12 protein-coding genes are annotated in these 25,223 nt (G+C 66.2%); 7 read left to right on the forward strand and 5 right to left on the reverse strand.

All coding sequences use genetic code 11. The features are described from left to right. Positions 1-202: 202 nt before the first annotated feature. The 3 genes from ON44_RS11890 to ON44_RS11900 all read left to right on the forward strand — a co-directional run bounded on the left by ON44_RS11890 (position 203) and on the right by ON44_RS11900 (position 7,769). Positions 203-928, forward strand: a complete 726-nt coding sequence (locus tag ON44_RS11890) for a hypothetical protein (RefSeq protein ID WP_157187114.1) — start codon at positions 203-205, stop codon at positions 926-928. Then, positions 918-2,339: a serine/threonine-protein kinase gene (locus ON44_RS11895; RefSeq protein ID WP_040689144.1), complete on the forward strand. Its 1,422-nt coding sequence runs from the start codon at positions 918-920 to the stop codon at positions 2,337-2,339. Before ON44_RS11890 ends, ON44_RS11895 begins: the two co-directional genes overlap by 11 nt. A gap of 150 nt (positions 2,340-2,489) precedes the next feature. Next, complete coding sequence (locus tag ON44_RS11900; RefSeq protein WP_051181908.1) at positions 2,490-7,769, forward strand: PDDEXK-like endonuclease domain-containing protein; 5,280 nt, start codon at positions 2,490-2,492, stop codon at positions 7,767-7,769. Between the two features lie 8 nt (positions 7,770-7,777). Here the strand turns inward: ON44_RS11900 and ON44_RS11905 are convergent, their stop codons facing one another. Continuing rightward, positions 7,778-9,907, reverse strand: a complete 2,130-nt coding sequence (locus ON44_RS11905) for a DEAD/DEAH box helicase (RefSeq protein ID WP_040689090.1) — start codon at positions 9,905-9,907, stop codon at positions 7,778-7,780. A 197-nt stretch (positions 9,908-10,104) separates the two neighbouring features. Here ON44_RS11905 and ON44_RS11910 point away from each other — a divergent pair, with 197 nt between their 5' ends. The 3 genes from ON44_RS11910 to ON44_RS53735 are packed head-to-tail and all read left to right on the forward strand — an operon-like array spanning position 10,105 to position 18,427. After that, complete coding sequence (locus ON44_RS11910) at positions 10,105-13,488, forward strand: hypothetical protein (RefSeq protein ID WP_040689094.1); 3,384 nt, start codon at positions 10,105-10,107, stop codon at positions 13,486-13,488. Then, a complete protein-coding gene (locus ON44_RS11915; RefSeq protein ID WP_306306475.1) occupies positions 13,485-16,796 on the forward strand; it encodes a DEAD/DEAH box helicase in 3,312 nt (1,103 codons plus the stop codon). Before ON44_RS11910 ends, ON44_RS11915 begins: the two co-directional genes overlap by 4 nt. Before the next feature lie 5 nt (positions 16,797-16,801). Continuing rightward, entirely contained in the window at positions 16,802-18,427 is a 1,626-nt protein-coding gene (locus tag ON44_RS53735; RefSeq protein WP_306306476.1) for an MrfA Zn-binding domain-containing protein, read from the forward strand. 44 nt (positions 18,428-18,471) lie between these two features. Here ON44_RS53735 and ON44_RS11920 read toward each other — a convergent pair whose 3' ends face one another. From ON44_RS11920 to ON44_RS11935, 4 genes are all read right to left on the reverse strand, one after another. Further along, positions 18,472-20,709: a 3'-5' exonuclease gene (locus ON44_RS11920; protein ID WP_040689096.1), complete on the reverse strand. Its 2,238-nt coding sequence runs from the start codon at positions 20,707-20,709 to the stop codon at positions 18,472-18,474. Between the two features lie 999 nt (positions 20,710-21,708). After that, on the reverse strand, positions 21,709-22,101 hold the full coding sequence (locus tag ON44_RS11925; protein WP_040689098.1) for a rhodanese-like domain-containing protein: 393 nt from the start codon (positions 22,099-22,101) through the stop codon (positions 21,709-21,711). Between the two features lie 67 nt (positions 22,102-22,168). Then, complete coding sequence (locus ON44_RS11930) at positions 22,169-22,693, reverse strand: cysteine dioxygenase (protein ID WP_040689151.1); 525 nt, start codon at positions 22,691-22,693, stop codon at positions 22,169-22,171. 159 nt (positions 22,694-22,852) lie between these two features. Then, positions 22,853-23,434, reverse strand: a complete 582-nt coding sequence (locus ON44_RS11935; protein WP_040689101.1) for a TetR/AcrR family transcriptional regulator — start codon at positions 23,432-23,434, stop codon at positions 22,853-22,855. A gap of 103 nt (positions 23,435-23,537) precedes the next feature. On the opposite strand from ON44_RS11935, the gene ON44_RS11940 reads away from it, so the two are divergent. Next, entirely contained in the window at positions 23,538-24,962 is a 1,425-nt protein-coding gene (locus ON44_RS11940; protein ID WP_040689103.1) for an MFS transporter, read from the forward strand. The last annotated feature ends 261 nt before the right edge of the window (positions 24,963-25,223 follow it).

Consider the following 25,223-nt stretch of genomic DNA (forward strand, 5'->3'; position numbering starts at 1 on the left):
AAATCATTCGGAATTCCGCATGTTTAGTTACAGGGATTGCATGTTTCGTTCGGCAGCCTCACCGAAGTTTAAGGTCGCACTGAAAACTATGTCAATGGACGAAGCGTCGAGGCTTGTGTATTCAGAGTAGTGGATGGTCCGACCGGCCACGCGGCTAGCGCGCTGCTACCGTTGTCGCACCCGAATTGGACAGGTGGGGGAGGTGGCGATCGTGGAGAACGACGCGGCCGGGGCGCCGACCGAGCTGGTCGCCGGCGGTGTGCTCGCGCCTGATGTCGCAACCTACACCGCGCTGCGGACCTCCGTCTTCGCATTCCGTTCGCCGGTTGCGCCGGAGCTCGTCACCGGAGATGGTCTGCGTCCGACGGTGTCGATCGGTGAGCTCGCCGAGGCCGGGGCGCTGACCGTGCTGGAGTCACCGCCCACCCTTGTGGCGATCGCAAGTGGAGCTCCGATGTTGACTGCCAAGGACATTCGTCTCGGCCGGGAACCGTCGAGGAATGGGGATCCCGGCACCCCCGGTGCGGTGTTCGGGCAACCGGGCGACGTGGTGGTTGTGACCGGAGCGGGCCATGCGGTGGTGTCGGTGCGCACGGACGCGGCTCTGCTCGCGCCAGGGGTTGCGGTGCTACGGGTCAATCCGGATGTCATCGACGCGCACTTCTTGTCCGGAGTTGTGCGAGCGGCCGCAGACGCCGCGGACAGCCGACCGATCGACCTGTTCGGGGTCGGCTTTCCTCGAGTGTCGATCGGTGAGCAGCGGACCATCGGCGAAGCGGTCGCGCAACTGATGGAGATCGAGAAGGCATGGCGCGGTCAGCGTCTCGCTGTCGAACGAATGGTCAGAGACGGCCTGTCCGGGCTCTCATCGGGAACGCTTCGGATTGCGGACGGGGCGGGCAATGCGGGTGGGCCGCATGGCGAATGACACGGTGCCACGGATCGTCGCCGAGCGTTACGAGCTGATCGAGGTCATCGGTCGCGGTGGCATGGGACGGGTGTTCCGGGGGTTCGACCGTAGGCTCAAGCGCCAGGTCGCAATCAAGATCATCCATCCCCATCTGGCCGAGAACAATGAATGGGAACGCCGATTCGTGCGGGAAGCCGAACTGATGGCGCGGATGAGTCATCCCGGTATGGCCACCGTGTTCGACGCCGGCATCGACCCGGGGCCGCCCGAGCAGCCGTTCCTCATCATGGAATATGTCAATGGTGTCACGCTCGACAGCATCCTGTCCGCCCGCGGTCGGCTGCCGCTGGGCGCGGTCGCCGGAATCTGCGCGCAAACCGCCGCAGTGCTCGCGGAAGCCCACGGGCACAGGATCTTCCACCGCGACCTCAAACCGTCGAACCTCATGCTCTGCGCCGACGGAACGGTTCGTGTGCTCGACTTCGGCATCGCCGTCGCGCTCGACGCTGATCAAACACGGCTCACCCGGACGGGATCGGGCATCGGAACACCGGAATATATGGCGCCCGAGCAGGTTCGGGGTAGCTCGGTGGTGCCGCAGACCGACCTGTATGCGCTGGGCCTGGTGATGTACGAAATGCTCACCGGCGTCCGGGCCATGCTCGGGTCCTCGGAGTTCGACACGATGTTCAACCAGATCAATACGGCACCACCGATTCTCGAGCCGGAACGCGACAAGGTGCCCGAGGAACTGGCGGTGCTCGTGAGGAGCATGCTCGCCAAGGAGCCGGTCGACCGTCCGGCGGATGCGGTGACCGTGCACGGGGTGCTGATGCGGTATGTCGGCGCGCTCGACGGGCTGATGGAACATCCCGATCCGGCGAGCCCCGCACGGCTGTATGCGGCAGCCGTCGGTGCCTCAGCGGCGACACGGACCGCGATGCCCCAGAAGCGGCTCGAAGTCGGCGATGCGGCTGCCGCGCCCGAGTTCACCCGCGGTGATCTCGATCGGGCGGTCCGCCGTGCTCGAGACCTCGCCGACGAGTCCCGTTACGTGCCTGCCATCGGAGCGTTGAAAGACTCTCTCGGCGTTGCCGTGCCACAGCTCGGCGCTCGCGATGTGGACGTCGTCGACGCGCGGGTTCGGCTGGCCGATCTGTGTCTGGAATCCGGTGACTATGTCCAGGCCAGCGCGTTCTACAGCGACCTGATCGACGACCTCACCGCGGAGCGGGGGCCCTATGACGACCAGGTCATGTACTGCCAGCGGCAGGTGGCCACCTGCCAGGTACACAGCGGTCAGGTGCGGGCCGCGCTGACGCGACTGCGGAAATTGCACGCGCAGCTGGCGGCCTGGCACGGGGAGAGCGATGCACGAGTGGTGCAGCTGTCGGAGATGATCACCCAGATCAGGGCGGGCACAAGGTAATTGGATTGCCGATTTCGCGACCAATGAGGTCTCCGCGACGCTAACGAATCGGTCGCGATCATGGTCGCGGTCGAGATACATCTGTAGCGGATACCCCTGACCTGGCGATACCGTTTTGACGGTTGGCCTGTGGGGTAAGGAGACAGCGGGATGACGGACTCGGGGACCGTGAGGGAGGCCGATCTGGCGGATCGCGCGTCGCGGTTGTTCCGATTTCTGGCCCGAGTCCAGGGAATTGGTGGCACCCCGATCCTCGACGCCGACGATCTCGGGGCGGTGGAGTGGCTCGGTGAGTTGCCTGCGAGCACGGCGGTCAGGTTCACGTCCGGGTCGGAGGACAAGCCGTTCCTGCGGTTGGACAAGGTGCCCGTGACGCCGCCGATCGGTCCGCCCGAGCCCGAGGTACGGGCCTGGCTGGTGCCCGGACCACTCAACGATCACACGGCCGAGCCGGCGCTGCGGGCCGAACGCGTCGACGGCGGTGCCCGGACGGAACGGCTTATCGATCACCCGCACATCCGCGAACGGTTCGACGGCTGGTTGCGGCGGTGGCGTGCCTGGGCTGAAATGGCTCGGATCGAGGAGCCGGCGTATCGCTGGTATCGGGCCATCTACCGGATGTACTCCGACGTCAACGCCTCGGCGGAGAGTCGGGAAGCGGTGCTGGCGTTGGGGTGCGTCGTCTGGCGGCGGCGCGGCGCCGGGACGATCCGCAGGCACGCCTTGACCATGCCGGTGAAGTTCGAGTTCGACACCGACTCAGGCACGCTGACCGTGCGGCTCGATCTCGACGCCGGTCGTTCGGCGATGGAGTTGTCCGATTTCCTCGACCCGGGTGAGATTATCGATCCGGCACTGCTGCGCTCGGTGGAGCGCGAATTCCTCGACGGTGTGGACCCGTTCGACCGGGATGCTGTCGCGGTGCTCATGCGGCGGCTCCTGCACAGCCTGGGGCCGGACTCGGCCTTCCGCGACGAGATGATGCCGGCCGCGGCCACTACAGAACCGGTGGGCTACTACGCCCCGGCCTTGATTGTGCGGTCGCGTGGCAAGCGAGGACTGACCCGGGTGCTCGACACCATCGCCGACCGGATCGAGGACCGAGGCCGGGTCCCGGTCGGGCTGCGCACCCTGGTCGATCCGGCTTATACGGCGACTGCGGACCTGCCGTCGGACAACGGCGCGATTGTGCGCGACGGAACCGACAGCTTCCTGCCGCTGCCGCTGAATGCGGTCCAGCTGGACATCCTCCAGCACGTCGACTGCCATGCGCACACGATCGTGCAGGGCCCTCCCGGCACAGGCAAGACCCACACGGCGGCCGCGTTGATCACCCACCTCTTGGCGCAGGGCAAGCGGGTGCTCGTCACCGCGCACACCGATCGCGCGCTGGCGGAGGTGCGGGGCAAGCTGCCTGCGGAGATCCGTGATCTGTGTGTGTCGGTGGCTGGGGCAAGCCGCGACAACTTCGCCGATCTGAAACTGTCGATGGAGCGGATCGCGGCGGCAGCCGACGACCACGATGCGCCGGGAGCCCGACGCAGAGTCGAGACCGCCAACGCGCGCATCGCCGAGTTGCGGGCGGCCCGTGCGCTGCACGCCGAGCAGCTGCTGCGGCATCGTGAGCAGGAAGTGATCTCGCACGAGATCGGTTCCTACCGTGGAACATTGACCGAGTTGGTGCTGCGGCATCGAGCAGAGGCAGTGCGGTACGGGTGGGTTCGAAACCTGGACCAGGTCCACCCGGGTACAGCACTGCCTGTTTCATCGACCGAGGTGCGGGAATGGCGGACGCTGCTTCTCGACGATGCACTCGCTGATCCGGAAGTGGCAGCCCCGCAGCTGATCACCGTGCACGATGTGCCGCCGGTAGCCCAGGTGGCGCAATGGAGCAAACGGCTCGCCGGTGCGACCGAGCGGGCCACGACGTTGGCCGGACACGGGACGCGCCCGTGGATCGAGGCGATCCGCGGACTGACGCCGGCCAGTTGCGCCGAGGTGTCGGCGACGGTACGACAGGTGGACCGCGAACTCGGGGAACTGTCGTCCAGCCGGGACGGGTGGGTTCGCGATGCCGTTGTCGATGTGGCCAGGGGCCGGGGCGGTGTGTGGCACGGGCGGCGGATGCGGCTTGTCGAATTGCTCGAACCCGCAGCCACATTGACCAGAGAGCTCGGCATAGCCCAGGTTCGGGTTTCCGGTGGCGACCGCGCGGCCCTCGTCGCGCTGGCTGAATCAGTTCTCGGCTATGTCGAGAAGAACGGGTCCATCAAACTGCGCCCGGACGGTGCACCGAAGATCGGCATCGCGACCAACCGAGTGCTGAAAGAAGCCGCACCGCTGTTCGAATATGTCCGGGTGGACGGCCGGATTCCGGTCGATCCCGCGCACCTGCGCGCGTTCCTCCGCTGCGAGGAGGTCGAGCGGCTGGTCGAACAGCTCGACGAGGTGTGGACGGGATCCGGCGTTGCTGCCGCGGCGCCCGGCAGCGTGTCCGTCCGGCTGGCCCATCACCGTGACCATGCCGAGCAGTTGCGGATACTGCTCACCGTCGGCGCTGAATTGGTCACGGCGGGACAGCAATTGCGCGGATTCGGGATGGCAGAGCCGGACTGGTCGGATCCGGCCGCTCGGCGAGCGTTGCTGGCTTCCTTCGACGCGGCCACCGCCCTAGACGAGCAGGCAGAGGCATCGGCACTGTTCGACAAGGTCGCCACCCGTGTATCCGGGCTGCGCTATCAGCCCGGCGCCACTACCAACTTGCACGATCTGCATCGTGCGATCGAGCAGCGCGATATCGACGCCTACCAGCGTGCGCACACGCGGCTAGCCGAACTGAACGTTCTGCGTGGCCGCTATGCCCGTCGTGGCGAACTCGATGCACGGATGGCGCAGCTGCCCCGGTTGCGTGAAGCCGTGGTGTCCACCGCGGTGTCGGACGTGTGGGACATCCATCTCGCCGACCTCGAACAGGCCTGGGACTGGGCCGGTCTCGGTGTGTGGCTCTCCGGGGTCGACCCCGAACCGGTCAACAAGCTGTTCGATCAGCTCGACGACATCGAAGCCGGGCTCCGCGACGAAGCGACTCAGCTTGCAGTCACCAAGGCCTGGGACCGGGCCGTGGCTCCGGATCGACTCGGGCCGGGAACCAGAACGGACCTGCGGCAATACGCGCAGCTGGTGCGGCGATACGGCAAGGGCAGCGGCCCGCACGCCGACCGCAGGCGGCGCGAGATCCGGGACACCATGGGACGCTGCCGTTCGGCCGTCCCGGTGTGGATCATGCCGATCTACCGGGTGGTCGAACAGCTCGACATCGAACCGGACATGTTCGATGTCGTTGTGGTCGACGAGGCCTCGCAGGCGGGCGCCGAAGCGGTCTTTCTGCAATATCTGGCACCGCGGATCGTGGTGATCGGTGACGACCGGCAGGTGTCGCCCTCGGGGGTCGGCGTGAAGATAGATACCGTGCGAGGACTGGCCGAACAGTACCTCGCCGACAACCCGCACAAGGCCAGCTGGATCGACACCAAACGGAGCCTGTTCGACGATGCCGGGATGCGGTTCGGCTCGCGGCTCACCCTGGTCGAACATCGGCGCTGCGTGCCGGAAATCATCGGGTTCTCCAACCAGATCGCCTACAAGAAGGACGCCAAACCGCTGATCCCGGTACGAGTCTTCGGTATTGACCGGCTCCCGCCCATCCGGACCGAGTACGTGGCCGACGGGGTCAGCACCAAGGGCAATCTGAACGAAGCCGAAGCGGACCAGATCGTGGCACGGGTGCTGGAATGCCTGGCCGACCCGCGCTACGCGTCGAAGACCTTCGGGGTCGTCTCGCTGCTCGGCGCCCCACAGGCCGAGCTCATTTGGAACAAGCTGCTGCTTGCCGTTCCGCCGGAGGAGATCGACCGGCGACAGCTGCGTTGCGGTGATGCGGCCGACTTCCAGGGCGCCGAGCGTGACGTCATGTTCCTGTCGATGGTAAAAGCTCGGGGACCGGACACCCGATTGATGCCGCAGACCGACGAGTCGGCGATCCAGCGGTACAACGTCGCAGCGTCCCGAGCCGCCGACCAGATGTGGCTGTTCCATTCGCTGCGATTGGAGGATCTCGGCAACCCGGCCGACATGCGTTACCAGCTGCTCGACTACTGCCTGGCGAACGAGGCGGCTCCTCCGACGCCGGAAGGTGCCGAATTGCCTGCTCCGGTTCGGGAGGATCGGCCGGTTCCGCCGTTCTCCTCGGTGTTCGAGCAACAGGTGTTCAACCGGATCCTGGCCCGGCGATATCGCGTTGTCGCCCACTCTGATGTCGGGATCCACACGCTGGACATGGTGGTCGTCGGCGGTCATATCCGGGTGGCGGTGCTGTGCGAAGGTGACGCCTGGGCGGGGCCACAGGCGTACCAGAAGGCACTGTCGTGGCAGCGGGACCTGGAACGCTGCGGGTGGCCGTTCTTCCGGGTTCGCCAGTCGCAGTTCGTATCCGATCCGGAACGGGCCCTCGAACCGCTGTGGGAACTGCTCGATTCGGTCGGGCTGGTGCCGGTTGTCCGGGAGGCCTTCGAACCGGACACGGTGTCTGTGGTGCCAGCTGAGTCGGTCACTGGCGAAGTGCCTGTCTTCCGAGCTCTTCCGGAGGAGGAACTGCTCAGCAGCTTCCTGTGGGGCAAGCCGTGGCTCGACGGAGCGAAGGACGAGCCGGCAGATCAGCCCGCACCGCAGGTGGTCGAGCAGGTCGCGACAGTCACACAGGTGGAGCCCTCAGAGGCTACGACTGCGGAGCAGATCGACCCGGTGCAGGAGGCGCCGACGCCTACAGCCACGGTGGCTCCGGGAGTGTCGGCGCGGCAGACCTTGCAGGTCGGCGACGAGGTGCCTTTGCCCCGCCCTGGGCAAGCGGGCGGCATCGCCGATTACGGTGCTTTCGCGGACGTGCTTCCAGTGGCCAGGGCCGGTCACAACATCGCCTCCGTCAAGGAGGATCTGCTCCGCATCGTCGACGTGGAAGGACCGGTGACCGCCGGGCGCCTGCATGCGGTGGTCGCACGGGTACACACGGGTGATGACGAGGACCGTGACCGGATCACTGCACTGGTCGACCGAGCGCTCGAAGCCGCTGTCCAGCAGGGGATGCTGGTGCTCGACGACTTTCTCGAGCTCGGGCAGCCCCAGTGGTTCAGCTACCGGACTCCGGCGCAGCCCGCCAGCAGGTTACGGCTGCTCGGAGCACGAGCGATCGAACATGTCCCCGCGCGTGAGCTGGCCGGAATGCTAGCCCGCAGTGCCGAATCCACCGGCTGGGCCGATCGGTCTGCGCTCATGCGGCATGCCGTCTCCGCGCTGGGGCAGAATCAGCTGACCGACCGGGCCATCGCCATGCTGGCCATCGTGCTGCCGATCGCCGAACAACTGCACCGCCCATGACCGAGCACCTAGAGCAGTGCTTTCGGGGTTGTGCCACGGAGGAAGGCTGCGATTTGGACAAGCCGATGTGGGGGGACCGACACCTCGTTCAGGTCTGAGATCAGCGCGTACATGTCTCCTATCGGGTCCTCAGCGCTGTGGGCCCACACCGTGATTCGCTCGGCCGCCGCGCGCAGGTGGTGCCGATCGGTGCCGTTGTCGACGCCGAGTAGCAGCAGATCCTCACTGTCGCCGCCGATTTCGTGGAACACCAGCCGCTCGGCGCGGACTGCGGATTCGACCATGTCGCGCAAGTCTGCCGGATCGGCGTAGCCGATGAGATCGCCGACTTCCTCGCTGGTGGCGATATTGCCGAGGCTCGCCAGTTCGGACAGCAACTCGGCGTGGTCCCGGGACGACCCGGGATCGCCTGCATCGATCGGCTCGGCGTCGTCTTCGGTGTCCAGCCGGTGATCGATTCTGTGGTCGACCGGTTCCGACGCGGGTGCCTCGGCGGTCGCCGCCACAGCGCCGGTGGCGCTTTGCCCTGGGCCGGGCTCTCGCATCGTACGGTCTGCTGTCGAAACTGCGTCGTGGGTGACTGTTGTTGCTGTGCAGTGCCATTCGCGAAGTAGCGCAACCAGACCGGAGGTATCCGTCCGGATCGTATCGACGGCCAGTGGGCGGATGATCGCGGATATGCTCGCGTCGTCGCGGCTGGGATCATCGACCGAACCGGACGCGAACACCATCACGACAAGCCGACGGCGCGACGGCCGGCCGGAATGCAAAACACGGCTCAGCCGGTGGGCCAGCTGGGTGTTGTCGCGGGTGCGGGCGAGGATCAGCGCGATCTCAGCCCCCGGGACGGTGAGCGACAGATCGAGAACTCGCTGCTCGACGAGCACCGACAGCGATCGGTCACGCAAGCCGTCGGCGATCTCGGACCGCTGCGTTGCAGTGAGTGACGCCCCTGTTGTAGTGGCCGCTGGAACACCATTCTCGGAGAGCGCCCGATGGACCAGTCCTGCGGCCACCGGGCGATCAGTGAACACGACAGTCTGGGTCGCTGTCAGGACATCGGCGGGGAGAGCGCCAACCAGATCGAGTTTGGCTCGGCATTCGGCCAGCGTCGTCGCGCGATCGGTGACAGCGGTGAGATACCTGTTCGCATGGTGGGCACCGGAACCCCGACCTGCCGCCAGCGCTTCGACGAATACCGAGAACTCGGTGCCCGATTCGGGTGCGCCGTAAGTGCCTGTGAGGGTCTCGTACTCGCGGTCGACCAGTGCTTGCAGGTGGTCGAGTCGAGCGCGTTCCTTCGCATCGAGCGCGACGCCGACCTGGACCAGGGTGACCGGGTCCAATAATCCGTCGGCCCTGGCAATCTCGTAGTCGCAGCCGACGACGATCGGTCCAAAGTACGGGAGGAGCTGGGTTCGTACCGTGTGGTCACCACGATCGAGCGCACGGGTGAGCCCGAGGCGGGTTGAAAACTGTTCGGTGAGCACCTGGGCGAACAGTCCGCTGCCGTACCGGTCGACGTCGTCGATGACGAGCAGCGCATCCGAACACTGTGTGGCGGGGGCGATCTGACGGAGCCTGGCAACGGTCGACGCCATCACGATCACGACCTGCCACGTTCGCTGGGCGCCAGGTCGTGAGTTGCTGCCAAGCCCGGCGACGCGGCAGTCGGGCGCGACAACGGCCAGCTCGTCGAGCCAGCAGGCGCGAGCCTCTTCATCGGCGACAACGACCACCACCGGGGTGTGCGCCGCGACGGCTTCGGCAACCACACGGACACCCAGCACCGTCTTGCCGGTACCGCCGACGGCCTCGACAATGCCCTTGCGCCCGTTGCGAATCCACTGCGCCAATACGCGCCGCTGCCACGCCCGCAGGGGAGGTACATCGTCGTCCTCCGCCACCTCGGTCGGCGACGGTGCCGGCGAAATCGGCTTCGGGCCTGCTTTCAGCGACCAGCGAGGTGGGTTGGTTGTCGAATCCATGGTGAAGCGGGACCGTTCGGCATACAGCAGGCGGTTGACGGTGGAGCGGTCGATATCGGGGTCGGCGAGTTTCGCGGCGATCTGCGGCGCACTCAGATTCGGCTGCGCCCGCAATATCGCGATGATCCGTTCTGCCAGCCCGTTTCCCACGCCGCATCACCTTCCCGCTCCTGCCCCCGCACGGTCTGGATCGAGGGTAGCGGCTGAGCCGCGTGTATGTGGATCGGCGAACCCGAGGTGGCCGAGTCGGGCCCACAGCATCGCAGGGTGGTGCGATGATGGGAGGGCGATTCTGAATGTTTGCCGCGGGCGTGAATGGGGAGCGGCTTGGTGGGAGGGGAGGGGCCGTGCCGGACACGTTCGCGTGGCGCGAGGCCGGGAACGAGGAGTTTCGCCAGGCGCGACGGCTCGAGCAAGTGTCGCTGTTCGCGGAGCTGAACCTCGACTACGACGAGATCGTGCGCACCCGTGACCTGTTCGGCCAAGTCATCCGCGAACATCGGCGCCGGCTGGGCGCACCCCGGTTGATCGACACCTTCCCGGCCTTGACCCTGACGACGCTGATCGGTCATGCCGGCCTCGATTACGAGCAGGGCAAATACTGGGAGAGCTTCTGGGATGAACTCCACCTGGTACGGGAACAGGACTTCGAGAACCTGCTGCGGGCGCGGCTGCCGGTGTTCCTCCGAAAGTTCAAGATGCGCGAATTCCCGGAGCTGAGTACCCAATACGTCCAGATGATGGCGGTGCATGCCGGTGTGCCCGTGCATTGCCTCGACGATCTGGTCGACATCATCGAACAGCACATCGCGCAAGGACGTGATCCGAGCGGGGCGGCGGTCTTCGACTGGTTGACCCAGCCGGGGCTGGAATACCGCATGAACCACCTGGACGTTCCGGTGCGCAACTTCCTGCAGCACGGTGGCGAGGTGGCTGTCGACATCGTCGACCGGATCATCGAGTTCGCCGATTACACGCGGGAACACCCAGATTTCGCGAACGACCTGACCCTGGACACCTCGACTACCGGTCTGCCGAGCATCCTGCTCGAGGCGTTGATCGAACGCTGGACGGAACGGCCTTTCGGAGCTGTCGCGGTGGTCACGAGCCGGTCCGTGCGAGCGCGGCGCCCGGTCCTCGCATACTCGCGCACCGACGACCAGATCGTCGTCGAGGTGCCGTACCCAGCGGAGTCCGCAGATGTTCCCTGGCTGGTGTCGTTCGACGGTGAGACCACGAGTGTGCACGCGCGCCGCGGTTGGGGACTGTCGGCCGGTGAGGTGCAGCCGCCGACATCGGTGCCGGTACCGCACCGGGTCCGGGAAGTCGTGCTGCGTCATGAGGGCACCGGCGTGCACGATCGGATCTCGCTGGTGGACAAGGCTGATCCGTTGTTGCTGTTCGACGATCAGGGCAAGCACCTGTCGCGTCATGTGGCGCTGCCACGTGGCGAGGTCGTCGCGGTTCATCCCGCGCGGGCGCAGCTGCGTGACGCCCACACTGGAGCGGCGCTAGAGTACTTCGCGGACACCGTGCCGGTGGGGTGGCGTGACTGGGTGGCTCGGGTCTACGACCTGACCGACACCGACGCGGTACTGCTTCGCGACGACAACAGGTCCGGCCCGTCGCGGCAGGTTCGGCGGACAGGATCCGCGCGCCTGGTCTTACCGGACCCGATCGACGGGGTCTACACCAGGTCGGGAATGCCGGTCTATGCCGAGCGCCCTGCCGTCGACCTGCCCGCCCATGCCGTAGAACCGGTGAATTGGCGAGTACGGGTGCGGCACTCCGGCACCGTCGACTGGCTGGCCGACGACATCTGGGAATCGGATACCGAGCCGGTCTCGCTCGACCCGTTCGACGGACTCGAACCCGGATTGCTCGGCCTGTTCGATGTCGTCATCAGCGGGCCGCTCGGCCAGGACATCCGGCACAGTCTGTTCCTGGCGGAAGGGCTCGCCGTCGAGCATGCGGCGGAATTCCGCGTCCCCGTCCAGGATGGGCTGGCGCCGACCAGCACGACGGTGACCTCTGCGCCGCCGCTGCGGGCCGACCGGACAGAGCTCGGATTCGGTGCCACGGTCCGGGAGTCGGCCATCGTCGTGGCATCAGGTCAGCTCACCGAACGGCTGATGATTCGGCCGCCTGCAGTGGAACTTCGGGTGGATCCGATCGGAGCGGCTGCCCGATGGCGGACGGTGGCGCCGGTGCTGACCGTCGACGATCTGGCCGAGTACATGACCGTGGCCGCACGAGTACCCGGCTCGGTCGAAGTCGACGTAGTTCTGACCAACGACGCCGGTGCCATCAGGCAGATCGCCGAGCCGCAGGTCCTCCGCGACAACGTCTTTCAGGTCCCGACCCGGGAATTCATAGACACCGCGCGGTCGATGCGCCGGTCACGGATCGTGGTGCGCATCGACACCGCCGACGGTGCGACCACCGCGGTCACGCTGGCCCGGATCCAGCCGCGCCGGTTGTGCACGGGCGTGCGGCTCGAGGATGCCGACCTGATGTTCGACGGGGCGATCGACTCCGATCTGGCCGCCTACGTCTGGCCGTGCACTGCGCCGTGGCGGGCACCGATTCAGGTGCCGCTGGTCGACGGGCGCGCCACGCTACCTGAGGAATTCGTCGGTGGCGGTCCGTTGACAGTTCAGGTGTTCGTCGACGATCCATGGACAGTGATTGCCGCACCCGAACATCCCGATGACACCGCCCACACCGTGGAGCAGAGCGGCTGGATGCGCGATGGTGACCCGGGCCGGGCAAATCTGGCCCGGTTCCTGGCCGGCTCCGGTGACCTTCCGCACACGAGCCCCGCAGTGCCGGAGGTGTGGACAGTCTTCGCTGCCGCCCGGAGCGGTCAGGTCCACCGGTCGTCGGTGCGGTCCGCCCTGCTCGATGTGCTTCGCGCCGACCCGCGGTCCTCGGTGGAGGCACTGGACCGCAGCATCATCGCCCGGACCGATGTCCCCGCCCTGCTGATCAGCAGTGGGCTTATCGAACGCGACCTGTCCTCACCGATCCGGTCCGACGCCCTCACCGATCCGTGGCTCGGCTGCCTGATCCGCATCGCGGACCTGCCGTTCGTCGCACTGCGACAGGCGAATTCCGGTGCCGCCGTCGAGTTGAGGGCCGACCTGGCCAATTACGGAGGCAGGCAGCTGATCGACCTGCTCGGCGGCGATGTCCGCGGCGCCTACACCGACATCTTCGATGCGGCAACGGTCGCGTTGCACTACATGCCGGAGGAGCAGTTCGCCGACCTCAAGCAAGCGTGCGAGATCGTGCCCGCGGCGATGCTCGACGCCGACACCCGCCGCAGCGCCGTGTTCGAAGCATTCGCGCAACGCCTCGCCTGGCAGGACGACCCGGCCCGTACGGCGATGACAGTCCATTCGGCGGAGCTGATGCCCCTGCTGCGCCGCGCATCGGCACCGATATACGACATGGTCAAGGCCCGCAACGAAGCACTAACCGGTGCCGACACCACCGAATTCCCCTGGTTGTTGGTGTCGATGCAATCGCTGCTGTTCGCCGCCGTGGCCCGCCTGCGCGCGCGATCGGTGATCCGCGATTGGTCGATGCCTGCACCGATGCGCGAATCGTGGGCGCGCCTTGCCGGACTGTGTCCCGCGCTGGTGTGCACGGACGTGCTCATCGCCGATGCGCTCGCCTCGCACACCCTCCACCACGACCTCATCAACAAGATCGGAGGACCACGGTGACCGAGCGGCTCGATCCCCTCGCAGCCGGCGCAGACATCGAAGCCGGTTACAAGAGGTACCTGAAAACGCTTTTGGCACCGCGTGATCCGGCGCTGGCCGCCGCGTTCGACCATGCGGTGGACAAGACCTCGCTGCTCACCAAGGGGCCGTTGCTCGAGCTCACCCCGCCATATGCTGCAGGGGCGTCGCTGCGGTCGCTGATCGCCGAAGGCGTCCTGCACCATGACTTCATCGAGTTCGCCGAGACGATGGCGCTGGACCGTCCGCTGTACCGGCATCAGGAGATCGCCGTGCGCAAAGCGGTTGCGGGCCGGAACCTGGTGGTGAGTACGGGAACCGGCTCCGGCAAGACCGAGAGCTTCCTGCTGCCGATTCTCAACGAGTTGATCGCGCAGAAGGCCGCGCGCAAGCTCGGGCCCGGTGTGCGTGCGCTCCTGCTATATCCGATGAACGCACTGGCCAACGATCAGCTGAAGCGACTTCGCCAGCTCCTCGCCGCTACCCCGGATATCACCTTCGGCCGCTACACCGGGGAGACCAAGCAGCGCCGCGCCGATGCCGAAGCGACCTACCGTTCGATGTTTCCCGGAGCGGACCGGTTGCCCAACGAGCTGCTCAGTCGTGAGGAGATGTGGGAGTCCCCGCCGAACATCCTGCTCACCAACTACGCCATGCTCGAATACTTGCTGCTGCGTCCACGCGACATGGAGCTGTTCGACGGAAAGCACTCGGGGACATGGCGCTTCGTCGCACTCGACGAAGCGCATGTCTATGACGGCGCCCAGGGCAGCGAGGTGGGACTGCTGCTGCGCCGGTTGCGTGACCGGGTGGCCGGTGACCGGCCCCTGCAGTGCATTGCGACATCGGCATCGCTGTCCGGCAGCACCGACGACAAACAGGGGCACGAGGCAACAGCCTTCGCGCAGAAGCTCTTCGATGCCCCATTCGAGTTTGTCGACGGCGACCCGGCCCGCCAGGATCTGGTGACTGCGACCCGGATGCCGCGCAGACCCGAACCCACGTGGCAGCTCGATGACGACAAGCTGATGCTGCTGGCCGAGCCCGATGCGGACCTGACCTGGATCGGGGCCAATGTGCCGTCGGGGGATATCGCCGATGCGCTGCACGCCGAACGCCGCACCGCCGACCTCACGGCGCATGCCGGACGCGGACCCAAGAGCGTCGCCGACTTGGCCGCGAAGATCTGGCCGGACGACGACCTCGCGGTGACCAAGCTCGAGGCACTGGTCACGCTGGGGTCGAAAGTCACCGGTCAGGACGGTAATTCGGTACTGTCCGCTAGATACCACCTGTTCGTGCGGGCTACCGAAGGAGCCTTTGTCAGTTTCACCGACTCCGAGCCGACTGTGCTGCTGGGACGGCACGAGATCGATCCGGTGACCGGTCGTGCGGTGTTCGAATTCGGCACCTGCCAGCGCTGCGGCGCGGTTCACCTGGCGGGCCAGCCGGAATTCGACGGTGGACGTGAGTTCTTCCGGCCCGCCAAACGGGATTCACGGGTCAAATGGCTGGTCCTCACCGACAGCGACGGCGCCGATCTCACCGACGAGGACGACGCCACCCTCGACGAAGACACCGGGACCGATCGCGACACGGGGATCCGTTCGCTGTGCTCGGGGTGCGGAAAGCTCGACGGCGGAGCGGCATCATGTGGACTCGAATGTCCGGGCGGGCCTGTCCTGCGTGTGCGGGAACATCCTGTGGCGCAACGGATCATGAGCAAGTGCACCGAATGTGGTGCGCGGGCCCGACAGGTGATCCGGCGGTTGCGTACCGATACCAACGCCGCACCAGCGGTTATCGCGACCGCGCTGTACCAGAACCTGCCGCCCGCCGACGACGAGACCGCGGAGAATGTCGGGGGCGGACGCAAGCTGCTGATGTTCTCCGACTCGAGGCAAGCAGCCGCGTTCGCGGCTCCTTACCTCGCCGAGACGTACGGGCGCATGCTCGAACGCCGCTATCTGGCAGAAGTTCTGGCACTGCCGAAGAACGCCGGGGATCAGCTGTGCCCGGAAGATCTTGCCGAAGGCGCGCGCGAGATTGCGGTAGACGCTGAGCATTTCGACGAGCGAGCGACCCGCACTGCGCTCAGACGTGCCGTCAATCCGTGGGTGATGGCTGAGCTCATGGCCATGGACCAGCGAATGTCCCTGGAAGGGCTCGGGCTGATGTCCGTCTCGCTGTTCCGCCCTCGGTCAGTCCGGATCCCCTCGGGATTCGCGAGGATCGGTCTCACCGACGAGGAGTTCTGGGGTCTGCTCGACGAGTTGGTGAAGACGATCCGGCTGCAGGGTGCGATGAGCCTGCTGCCCGAGGTCGATATCAAGGCATCGATCTTCGAGCCTCGGGCGAACCGCATCAGGATCCGGTCACGCACCGCCGACCGGGACCGGCGCATCATCAGCTGGTTGCCCGGCGGCAAGCCCGGCACCACCAACAACCGGATTCTGTTTCTGCGCAAGGTCCTCGCCGCCACCGGTGCGGGGGTGGATGCCGAACGGGTGCTCGAAGCGTGCTGGACGTTCCTCCTGGAGAACCAATTCCTCGCTGAGGAGAACGACCGCGTCGCGGGTGTGCTCTATCAGCTCGACCAGGAGCAGTTACGGATTCGGCCTGGTGCGGACTGCCACTGGTTCCAGTGCGGCGCGTGCCGTCGGCTGACCACGCACAACATTCGCGACCTGTGCCCCCAGGGCAACTGCGACGGGCGGCTGAGCCCGTTCACACTCCCGAGCCTGGTCGCGGACACGAACCACTATCGAACGGCCTATCGCACATTGGCCATGCTGCCGCTGTCTGCGCGCGAGCACACCGCCCAGTGGGAGGCCACCGCGGCCGCGGAAGTGCAGCGCGAGTTCATCTCCGGAGCGGTGAACGTGCTGTCGTGCTCGACCACGTTCGAGCTCGGTGTGGACGTCGGTGACCTGCAATCGGTCATGATGCGAAACATGCCACCCAAGACGGCCAATTATGTGCAGCGCGCCGGGCGGGCCGGTCGTCGTGCGGCCTCGGCCGCACTGGTGGTGACCTACGCCAAACGCAGTTCGCACGACATGTCGAAGTTCCAAAGTCCAGAATCCATGATCGCGGGCCGGATGCGGATTCCCTGGATTCCCATCGAGAACGACCGAATCGGCCGCCGCCACGCACATTCCATCGCGCTGGCCGCCTACTTTCGGCATTGCTATGACCGCAGCGGCGAAGAGTGGCGAACGGCCGGCCAGTTCTTCACCCCCGCAGCGGGGCGCAGCATTCCCCGGCGGCCCGGGTGGGGGAGTTTCTGAGCCCCGTGCCAGAGCCTGTGCGGGCCTCGCTGCGGGCGGCACTGCCGGAGAGGATCCGGCGCGAGATCGGGGTCGATGACGACGCGTGGGTCGAGCGGCTCTGCGACCAGCTGGCCGACGCCGAGCACGATATCCGCACCGATATAGCGACATTCGAAGAATTGATCCGGCAGGCGGTGGCCGACCGGCAGCTCGGGCTCGGCGACAAGCTGCAGAAGACGCTGCGCACCATCAGCGACCGGCAGCTGCTCGGCTACCTGGCCAACAAGAATGTGCTGCCAAAATACGGATTCCCGGTCGACACCGTGGAACTGCGGACCTCCCACTGCGAGGGAACAGTCGGTGCCCGGCTCGAGCTGTCGCGTGATCTCGGCCAGGCGATCTACGACTATGCGCCCGGTAACCAGGTGGTGGCCGGCGGGAAGTTGTGGACCTCGCGCGGACTGCACAAACTGCCCAAGCGAGAACTCGAGTCGCTCCAGTACCGGGTGTGTAAGGAGTGCAACCATTTCGAGTGCGGGCACGTCCTCGATGGTCCGCCGGTCTGCCCGAACTGCGAGACCGAGTTCGGGCCGACCAAGCGATGCGTGCTGCCGGAGTTCGGATTCGTGGCGGATCGGATGCCGGAGGATGTGAAATCCGAACCACCGCAGCGGGCTTGGTTCGGGGCCAGCTACGTCGAGACGATCGGTGAATCGGTCGAACTGCCGCCGTGGCGAACGGACGACGGCATCGAAGTGCGGGCACGCGCGGGCACCCGGGCCCGGCTGGCGGTCATCGGCGAAGGAGCAGGGAGCGGATTCCTGCTGTGCGGATGGTGTGGCTGGGCCGACCCGATCGGTGCGAATCGCAACAAGATCAAATCCCACAGCCGGCCGGCGACCGGCAGCGCATGCTCCGGTCCACTGGAAGTCGTATCGCTGGCTCACCGCTACGAAACCGACGTTGCGGAGATCACCTTCTCCTCCGAGTTCTCCTACACCCCGGAGGCCGAAGCCCGGTGGATGTCGGTGCTCTACGCGATGCTCGAGGGCGCGTCGGAGGCGCTCGAGATCAGCCGGGACGATATCGACGGCACCCTGTCGTGGAGTGCCGACGGGCGCCGCAGCATCGTTCTGTTCGACACGGTCCCGGCTGGCGCAGGCGCTTCGAAACAGATTGCCGCCGAGCTCGACCGGGTGCTGCGCTCGGCCGCGTACCGGGTTGCGCAATGCGATTGTGGTGCAGAGACCTCCTGCTACGGATGCCTGCGCTCGTACCGCAATGAGCGTCACCACGACAAGCTGTCCCGTGGCGGTGCCCTGGAGGTGTTCAACGGCCTCGGCCTGGCCGGTGTGGATTCGGGCACGGCTGCAGTCCGATGGGATCTGGCATCGGCCGACGTGTCGGACGCGGTCCGGGCGTTATTGGTCGAGCTCGCGAAAGCTGGTGTGCCGCAACCCGAGATCGGTATCGAGGAGGGAAGGCACTACTGGCCGGTCGAGCTGGCTTGGCCGGCGGCGAAGATCGTTGTGGTGGAAGGTCAGGACACCGATCGGGACTCGGGCCTGGGTGGGGACGGCTATCAGGTGATTCCGGTCGAGGCTGCCGATGCGGCGAACCAGCTGGGTGCGCTACTGGTTGGACGGTGACCGGACGGTGGGGCACACACGAATGCCCGTGCGCCCCACCGAGATCAGGCCAGCAGTTCCGAGATCTGACCGCTCCAGGTCACCACGAGTTCGTCGCGGGCGCGGCTGGCTGCGACGTACAGCAGCGATCGCTCGCGCTGCTGGGCCTCCGCCACTTCCTCCTCCGGAATTCCGCGCAGCTGCGCCCGGGACGGCACATGCTCGCGATCGACTCCGGCCAGGATGACGCACCGGAACTCCATGCCTTTCGCCCGGTGCATTGTCAGGACCTGTGCCCGGCCGCCCGCGGGCAGGTCGTCATCGAGGACCTCGGCCTCGACGCCACGCTCCCGCAAGGCGCGCACGATCAGGTCACGATCCTGCTGTGCCCGGGTCAGAACGGCGATACTGTCGGGCGCGACCTGGTCCGTGGTGGTCCACTGCTTGATCTGGTCGGCGATGGCCTGGAGTTCGTCGGTGGTGGAGCGGCACTCGATCAGCCGGGGGTTCGGGCCGCGCCGGGCACTGGTGTAGCCGACCGTAGATTCCGCTCCTTCTTCGAGGTCGCGGTAGTCGGCACCGTCAAGGATGCTCACCGCGAAATGGAGATTCTGGGCGGTGGTGCGGTAGTTCAGGGTCAGTTTGGCGGACCTGCCGCCGCGAATATTGATCCCGAGCCTGCCGAGAACCACCGGCTGACCGTAGATCCGCTGGTGTGAATCCTCGGCAATGAACAGGTCGTCGGGGCCCTCGGCAACGAGCGCGCGCAGCAATGACCAATGCGTGGCGTGCAGGTCCTGAGCCTCGTCGACGATCACATGGTCGGCTAGATTGACCCCGCTCGACTCGAAGCGCCACTGCAGATCGGCAGCGGCGACTGCGAGCACCTCTGGGAACGTGAGCCGCCCGGCGGTCCGGCCGTTCTTGCGATACTGCTCGAAGATTCGCCAGACCGCCGTCCGCTGCGGCCGGGACAACCGCACGCCACGGCCGGCCCGTGGCACCCGCAGGTACTCCTCGCGGGTGGTGACACGATTGCCCAGGACGATGTTGACGTATTCGGCAGCCAGGAACGACGGGTGGCGCAGACGTGGATCGAGGTCGGTGCCTGCCGTATCGACGGCCTCGGCCCAGCCGAATTCATTTCCGCGACGCTGATTGTGGCGCGTCCAGGCGCCCGGCCCGAAGACTGTCGCGAGGCTCTGTTCGAGATCTTGGCGGCCGCTCAGAACAGCGGCCGCGAGCTTGTCTAGTCCGGCGACATAGACGCCCCTGTCGCCGGGCTTCTCCGCGAGCATGATGTTCGGATCGAGCGTGCGCAGATCGTCCTGCAATGCCTTGGCCAGGGTTTTGTTGAAGGTTGTGACAATGATGCGAGCGTCCGGGTTCCGGCGAGCGAGGTACCGGGCGCGATGCAGGGCGACAACGGTTTTGCCGGTGCCGGCGCCGCCGGAGAGACGGAACGCACCCCGGTTGTCATTCTCGACGAATCGACGCTGGTTGGGATGTAGGAACGTTCGCCACGCTGTGAAATCACCCTCCTCGATGACGCGGCGCAGCTCGTCGCTGTCGTCGACGAGAGTGAACTGCATCTTGGTGGCGGGGTGGGCCAGCGCGGCGAGGATCTGCTCGTTCTCGTCGAGATTGTCGTCGACGGGCTGATCGGTGAAGCCGAGGCCGTCGCGGATTTCGTTGATGGAGCGGCCGGCGGCCAGTTCGAGCACGGCGTTGAGCTGCCAGGTGACCGACGAATCCTGTGCCGCGAGATGGATGGCGTCGCGATCTGGTGCCGCCAGCACGGCCGCGGCAAGTTCGTCGCCGAGGCCGAGCTGTTCGGTCAGTTGCGCAAGGGTGTAGCCGGCTCGGCTGAGGTAGCCGGTCGCCGACTGAGCGGCAAGTTCGGTGAGCTTGCCGCTCCGGTCGGGCACCACCGTGCGCTTGCGTCTGTCGTTGTGGCCGTCCAGGGCGCCGACGATGCCCTCTAGTACGCCGTTGACCTTATTGACCTGCAGCGTCGACTGGGCTGCCAGTTCGGTCGCCACATCGTTGTGCCAGGTGCCCAGGTAGATGTAGGTGGGATCGCCGAATCGGTCCTCGATACGGAACATGATCACGCGATGCTCGGCGTCGACCTGTCCGGTCCTCACTCGAGGGTCGACTGCCCCTGATAGTGACTCGATGTGCAGATCGGTCACGGTGTCATCAGTGCCGATCCGGTCGAGGTAGCGGTAGATGCTGTCCTTGATTGCGCCGCTCAGTTTCGGCATCGACTTGTTGTTCGTCGCCACCACGACCTGTGCCACAGGGTTCCCCGTCCGTTCTCGCTGTCCGGGCCATATTATTGGCCGGAGTCGGCCCTCGCGGATTGCCGCGAGCCCCGCAACGGTCAGGCAGCAATGCAAGTGTCGCATCGGCCCCTACCTGTTGGACTTGCCTGAGACATCGAGATGATCGGTTCGTCTGTTGTTGATTTCGATTAGGGCGAGAACAGGATCCTTCGGACGTGACTATGAGCAGTGCCGACCTGGACACCGGTGTGGTCGATGAGGGGTTGTAGGCAAGACGAAGCAGGGTCCCCGATCTCGGCCGAAGCGGCGGAAGTTCACCCCGAAGTACAACGCCGCGATCGCGGCCGAATACGAACGGTTGACCGAGCCGGGCGCCAAGGGGGCGGTGTTGCGGCGGGAGGGCTTGTATAAATCGCATCTGATCGATTGGACAGCTGCCCGCGACGCCAGCGCTTTCGATCGGACCGGAGTTGCCGGCCGCGGAAACTGGGTGTGGTGCGTCCCGCCTGACCACGGCTGGGTCAGTCCTTTGCGTCGGCTTTCGGCTGTGGGACGGTCGGTGTGGTGTATCTGCGCCGCGCCGCGTTCCCGGGCCAGCTCAGGACACCTGTCCAGCCACCGTGGTGTCATTTGAGGTTTCACGGCCTCTTTTGCACGGATGCCCTGGCAGCACAGGTAGGGTATCGACCTCGACTGCGACGGACGGTTGTATAGCACGCGAAATAGCCCGACGAGGCCGGGCTTATCCGGTGCTCGCCTCGCACAAGTCCTACCTTCTGTGAGGTGCGCACTGGATGTGCGACAGCTGGGCCGGTGGGATAGTGGGCGGCCGTGTGCCGCTGGGACTACTGGTAATCCGGTTGCTTGTCAGGCGCGGAAGCTGCCGAACGACATAGGCATGCGAGGTGCCGCATATCCAGTGCGCGCCGCGCACAGGTTCTACCTTCTGTGAGGTGCGTACCGGATATGCGACAAGCCGGGCATGGAAAGGTTTGGCGATTGGTCGGCGGCGGGCTAGGGGACGGCTGGTGTGCCGCCGGGGACTACCGGTAGGCCGGCTGCTTGCCAGGCGCGGAAGCCGCCGATGAGGTCGGTGGCTCGGTGGAGGCCGAGTTCTTGGATGTCGGCGGCGGCGAGGCTGGAGGCGTAGCCCTCATTGCAGACCAGTACGACCGGAGTGTTCTCGGTGAGGCCGGGCAGTCGGTGTGTGCCGGTCGGGTCGAGCCGCCATTCCAGCACTATTCGTTCCACCACGACCGAGCCGGGAATTTCGCCCTCGGTGAGGCGGTTGGCGTGCGGGCGGATGTCGACCACCAACGCGCCGTCGGCCAGTAGTGCCGCCGCCTGCTCCGGGTCGACGCGATTCAGTTTGGCCCGCGCCCGGTCGAGCCTGTCCTCGGCGCTCATGACTGCTCCTCGCTAGCGCTTGGCTCCGTCATGACCACCATGGCGGCTGTGTTGAACGTTCGCTCGCTCATGCGCCCACGAAATCGGTAAGCGCACGGTACTCGCGGACCGGTCGCAGCGGCGGGGAATACGCGTGTACCGAGGCGGCGGGGCGGGTGCTGTGATTGCGCAGCCGATGCGCCCGATCCGGTCCGAATGCCACCGTTTCACCGGCCTGCCATTGCGCGGTGCGTACCGGGCCATCCGGATGACGGTATTCCTCGCCGAGTTCGCCGATGGATACCGTGAACGAGCCGGAGGCGCCGCCGTGATCGTGCGGTTCGGTGCCTTGTCCCGGTGCCCACGACAGCAGCCACACCTCGACGCCCATGGTCAGTGCCAGCCGGGTCCACCAACGTTGCTGCGTATCGAACCGCACGATGTCCAGTAGCGGTGTCGCCATGGCATCGGCGACCGACCTGGTCAACTCCCGCAATTCCGTGGGCGACCACAGCGTCCGCTCCGGACACACCGCCTCGCGCATCAGCGGTATATCGACCGCGGGATGAATATCGTTGGTGTGCTTGAGATTCACCGGCAGTGATGTGGTCAAGCGAGATACTCCTGACATGGTCGTGGGGGACAATTCGACTGCGCTGCCAACAACCGCGACGAAGCGGTCTCGCGCATTGTCCGGCACCACGAGGCTGTTGCCATCGGTCACAATCACCGTGAGCAAAACCCGCGCACGGCACGGCACGGGACAGCTGCCTCAGTCGCCCTCGGCGGCAAGGTTTTCGAGCATGTCGGTGGCCCAGCAGACCTGGACCGAGTCGGGGCCCGCCACGCCCATGGCGGCCATCACGGTGAGCAGCATGCCGGTGCCGAGGAAGCGGCACATCTCCTCGATAGACGCTCCGGTGAGCTCCTTGACCACGGCGTAGATGCCGCCGAAACGCTTGCGGACGTCCGGGCCGATGGCCGGATCGGAGGCGGCGGCGAAGGCGTGCAGCAGCACGAGGAGTAGTTCGCGTTCGTCGAGGAACGTCTGGTAGCCCTTGCCGAGCGCCCGCATCTTCTCGTCCTGCGTCGAGTCGGGGGTGATGCCCTCGGCGGCAGCCGCGCGGAAGATGTCCTCTATGCGGTCGCAGACCCGGTTCGTCGCGGCCAGGAACAGCTGCTGTTTGGTGCCGAAGAGGCGGATGACATACGGCTGCGAGACACCGGCGCGGCGCGCGATCTCATCGGTTTTCGTTGCGGCGTAACCGGATTCGGCGAAGGCGGCGACGGCCGCGCGCAGTACTTCCTCGCTGCGTTCGGTGGCGGTCATTCGGGTTCGGGTTGAACTCGCCATCGTGCTCCACTTCGTCGGTCGGCCGCTTGCCCTTGACATGTTATCAGTCGATGCATACTCTTCGGCTCAGTTAGTTATCAGTCGATTACAACAAAGGCTGGACATGTCCGAGACACTCGAAATCGCCGCACCACCGGCCCTCGAAGAGCAACGCATAAGCGGACGTCGATTCGCCGCGGTGTTGGCCGCCGTCGGCATCCCGATGTTCATGGTCACGCTGGACAACCTGGTGGTGACCAACGCGCTGCCGGTGATCCGCACCGAACTCGGCGCATCGCTGGCCGATCTGCAATGGTTCGTCAACGCCTACACGCTGTCGTTCGCATCATTGCTGCTCACGGCCACCTCGATTGGCGACCGGCTCGGGCGCCGCCGGGTCTTCCTGTCCGGTATCGCGCTGTTCACCCTGGCCTCGGCCGCGTGTGCGCTGGCCACCGAACCGTGGATGCTGATCGCCGCGAGGGCCGTTCAAGGCTTCGGAGCCGCCGCCGTCATGCCGTTGTCGCTGACCTTGCTGTCATCGGCCGTGCCCGAGAAGATGCGTAGCGCCGCCATCGGCATCTGGGGCGGTATCTCCGGACTCGGCGTCGCGCTCGGTCCGCTGATCGGCGGTGCGGTGGTCGAGGGGCTGAGCTGGCAGTGGATCTTCTGGATCAACGTGCCGATCGGTGTGCTGGTGCTGCCGTTCGCGGCACGGGTGCTGAGCGAATCGCACGGGCGGGCCAAGCGGCTGGATCCGTTGGGGCTGTTGTTGTCGGCGGGCGGTGTGCTTTCGGTGGTGTGGGGCGTGATCCACGGCGCTGACGACGGCTGGACCTCGACCGGAGTGCTGTCCACGCTCATCGGCGGTGCGGCGCTGCTCGGCTTGTTGATCGTCTGGGAGCTGCGTACATCCGATCCGATGTTGCCGCTGCGGCTGTTCCGCTCCCGTGCCTTCCGGGTGAGCAATGCGACCAGCTTCACCTTCGCGGTCGGTGTTTTCGGTTCGATCTTCCTGCTGGCGCAGTACTTTCAGGTCGTCCAGGGCTACGGCCCCCTGCAGTCCGGGATCCGGACCATGCCGTGGACGATGGCGCCGATGGTGGTCGCTCCGCTCGCCGGTCTGATTGTGGACCGCGTCGGCGCGCGGACGCTGCTGACGGCCGGTCAGATATTGCTGGCGGTGGCGCTGGGCTGGATGGCGGCCGTCACTTCGGTCGATGCGAGCTACGGTGCCTTCGTCGGACCGTTCCTGCTCGGTGGCATCGGCATGGGGCTGACGTTCGCGCCCGGCTCCACGGTCGTGATGGCCAGCGCGAGTGCGGAAGATCGGGCGATGGCCTCGGGCACCAACAGCACCATCCGTGAGGTGGGCGTCGCGATGGGTGTCGCGGTGCTGGCGTCGGTCTTCGCCTCACACGGCTCCTACACGGACCCGCAGAGTTTCGTCGACGGTCTGATTCCCGCGGTGTGGGTCGGCGCCGCGATCGTCGCGGTGGGCGCGGTGCTTTCCCGGCTCCTGCCCAGCCGCGTCACCGCCGTGGACTGATCGTCGCGGCACTGATCGGAAGCCGTGCGCCCGTCCCGCGTTCACTCGCGTGGGCCGGGTGCACGGCTGTTTCTGGTTTGGCGGCGGTGGCAGGTGTGCGTCGGTTCTGGGTTGGAGTGATGTGGTGGGTGCGGTGCTTTTCCTGGTGCTCAGCCGTGTTGCCGGCATGGGCTGATTGGCACGGCACTGATCGGTAGTTGTGCGCCCGTTCCATGTTCAGTGCGTGGGCCGGGTGCACGGCTGTGTTCTGGTTTGGCCGCC

Source organism: Nocardia vinacea NBRC 16497 (assembly GCF_000308835.1).
Taxonomy (GTDB): Bacteria; Actinomycetota; Actinomycetes; order Mycobacteriales; family Mycobacteriaceae; genus Nocardia; species Nocardia vinacea.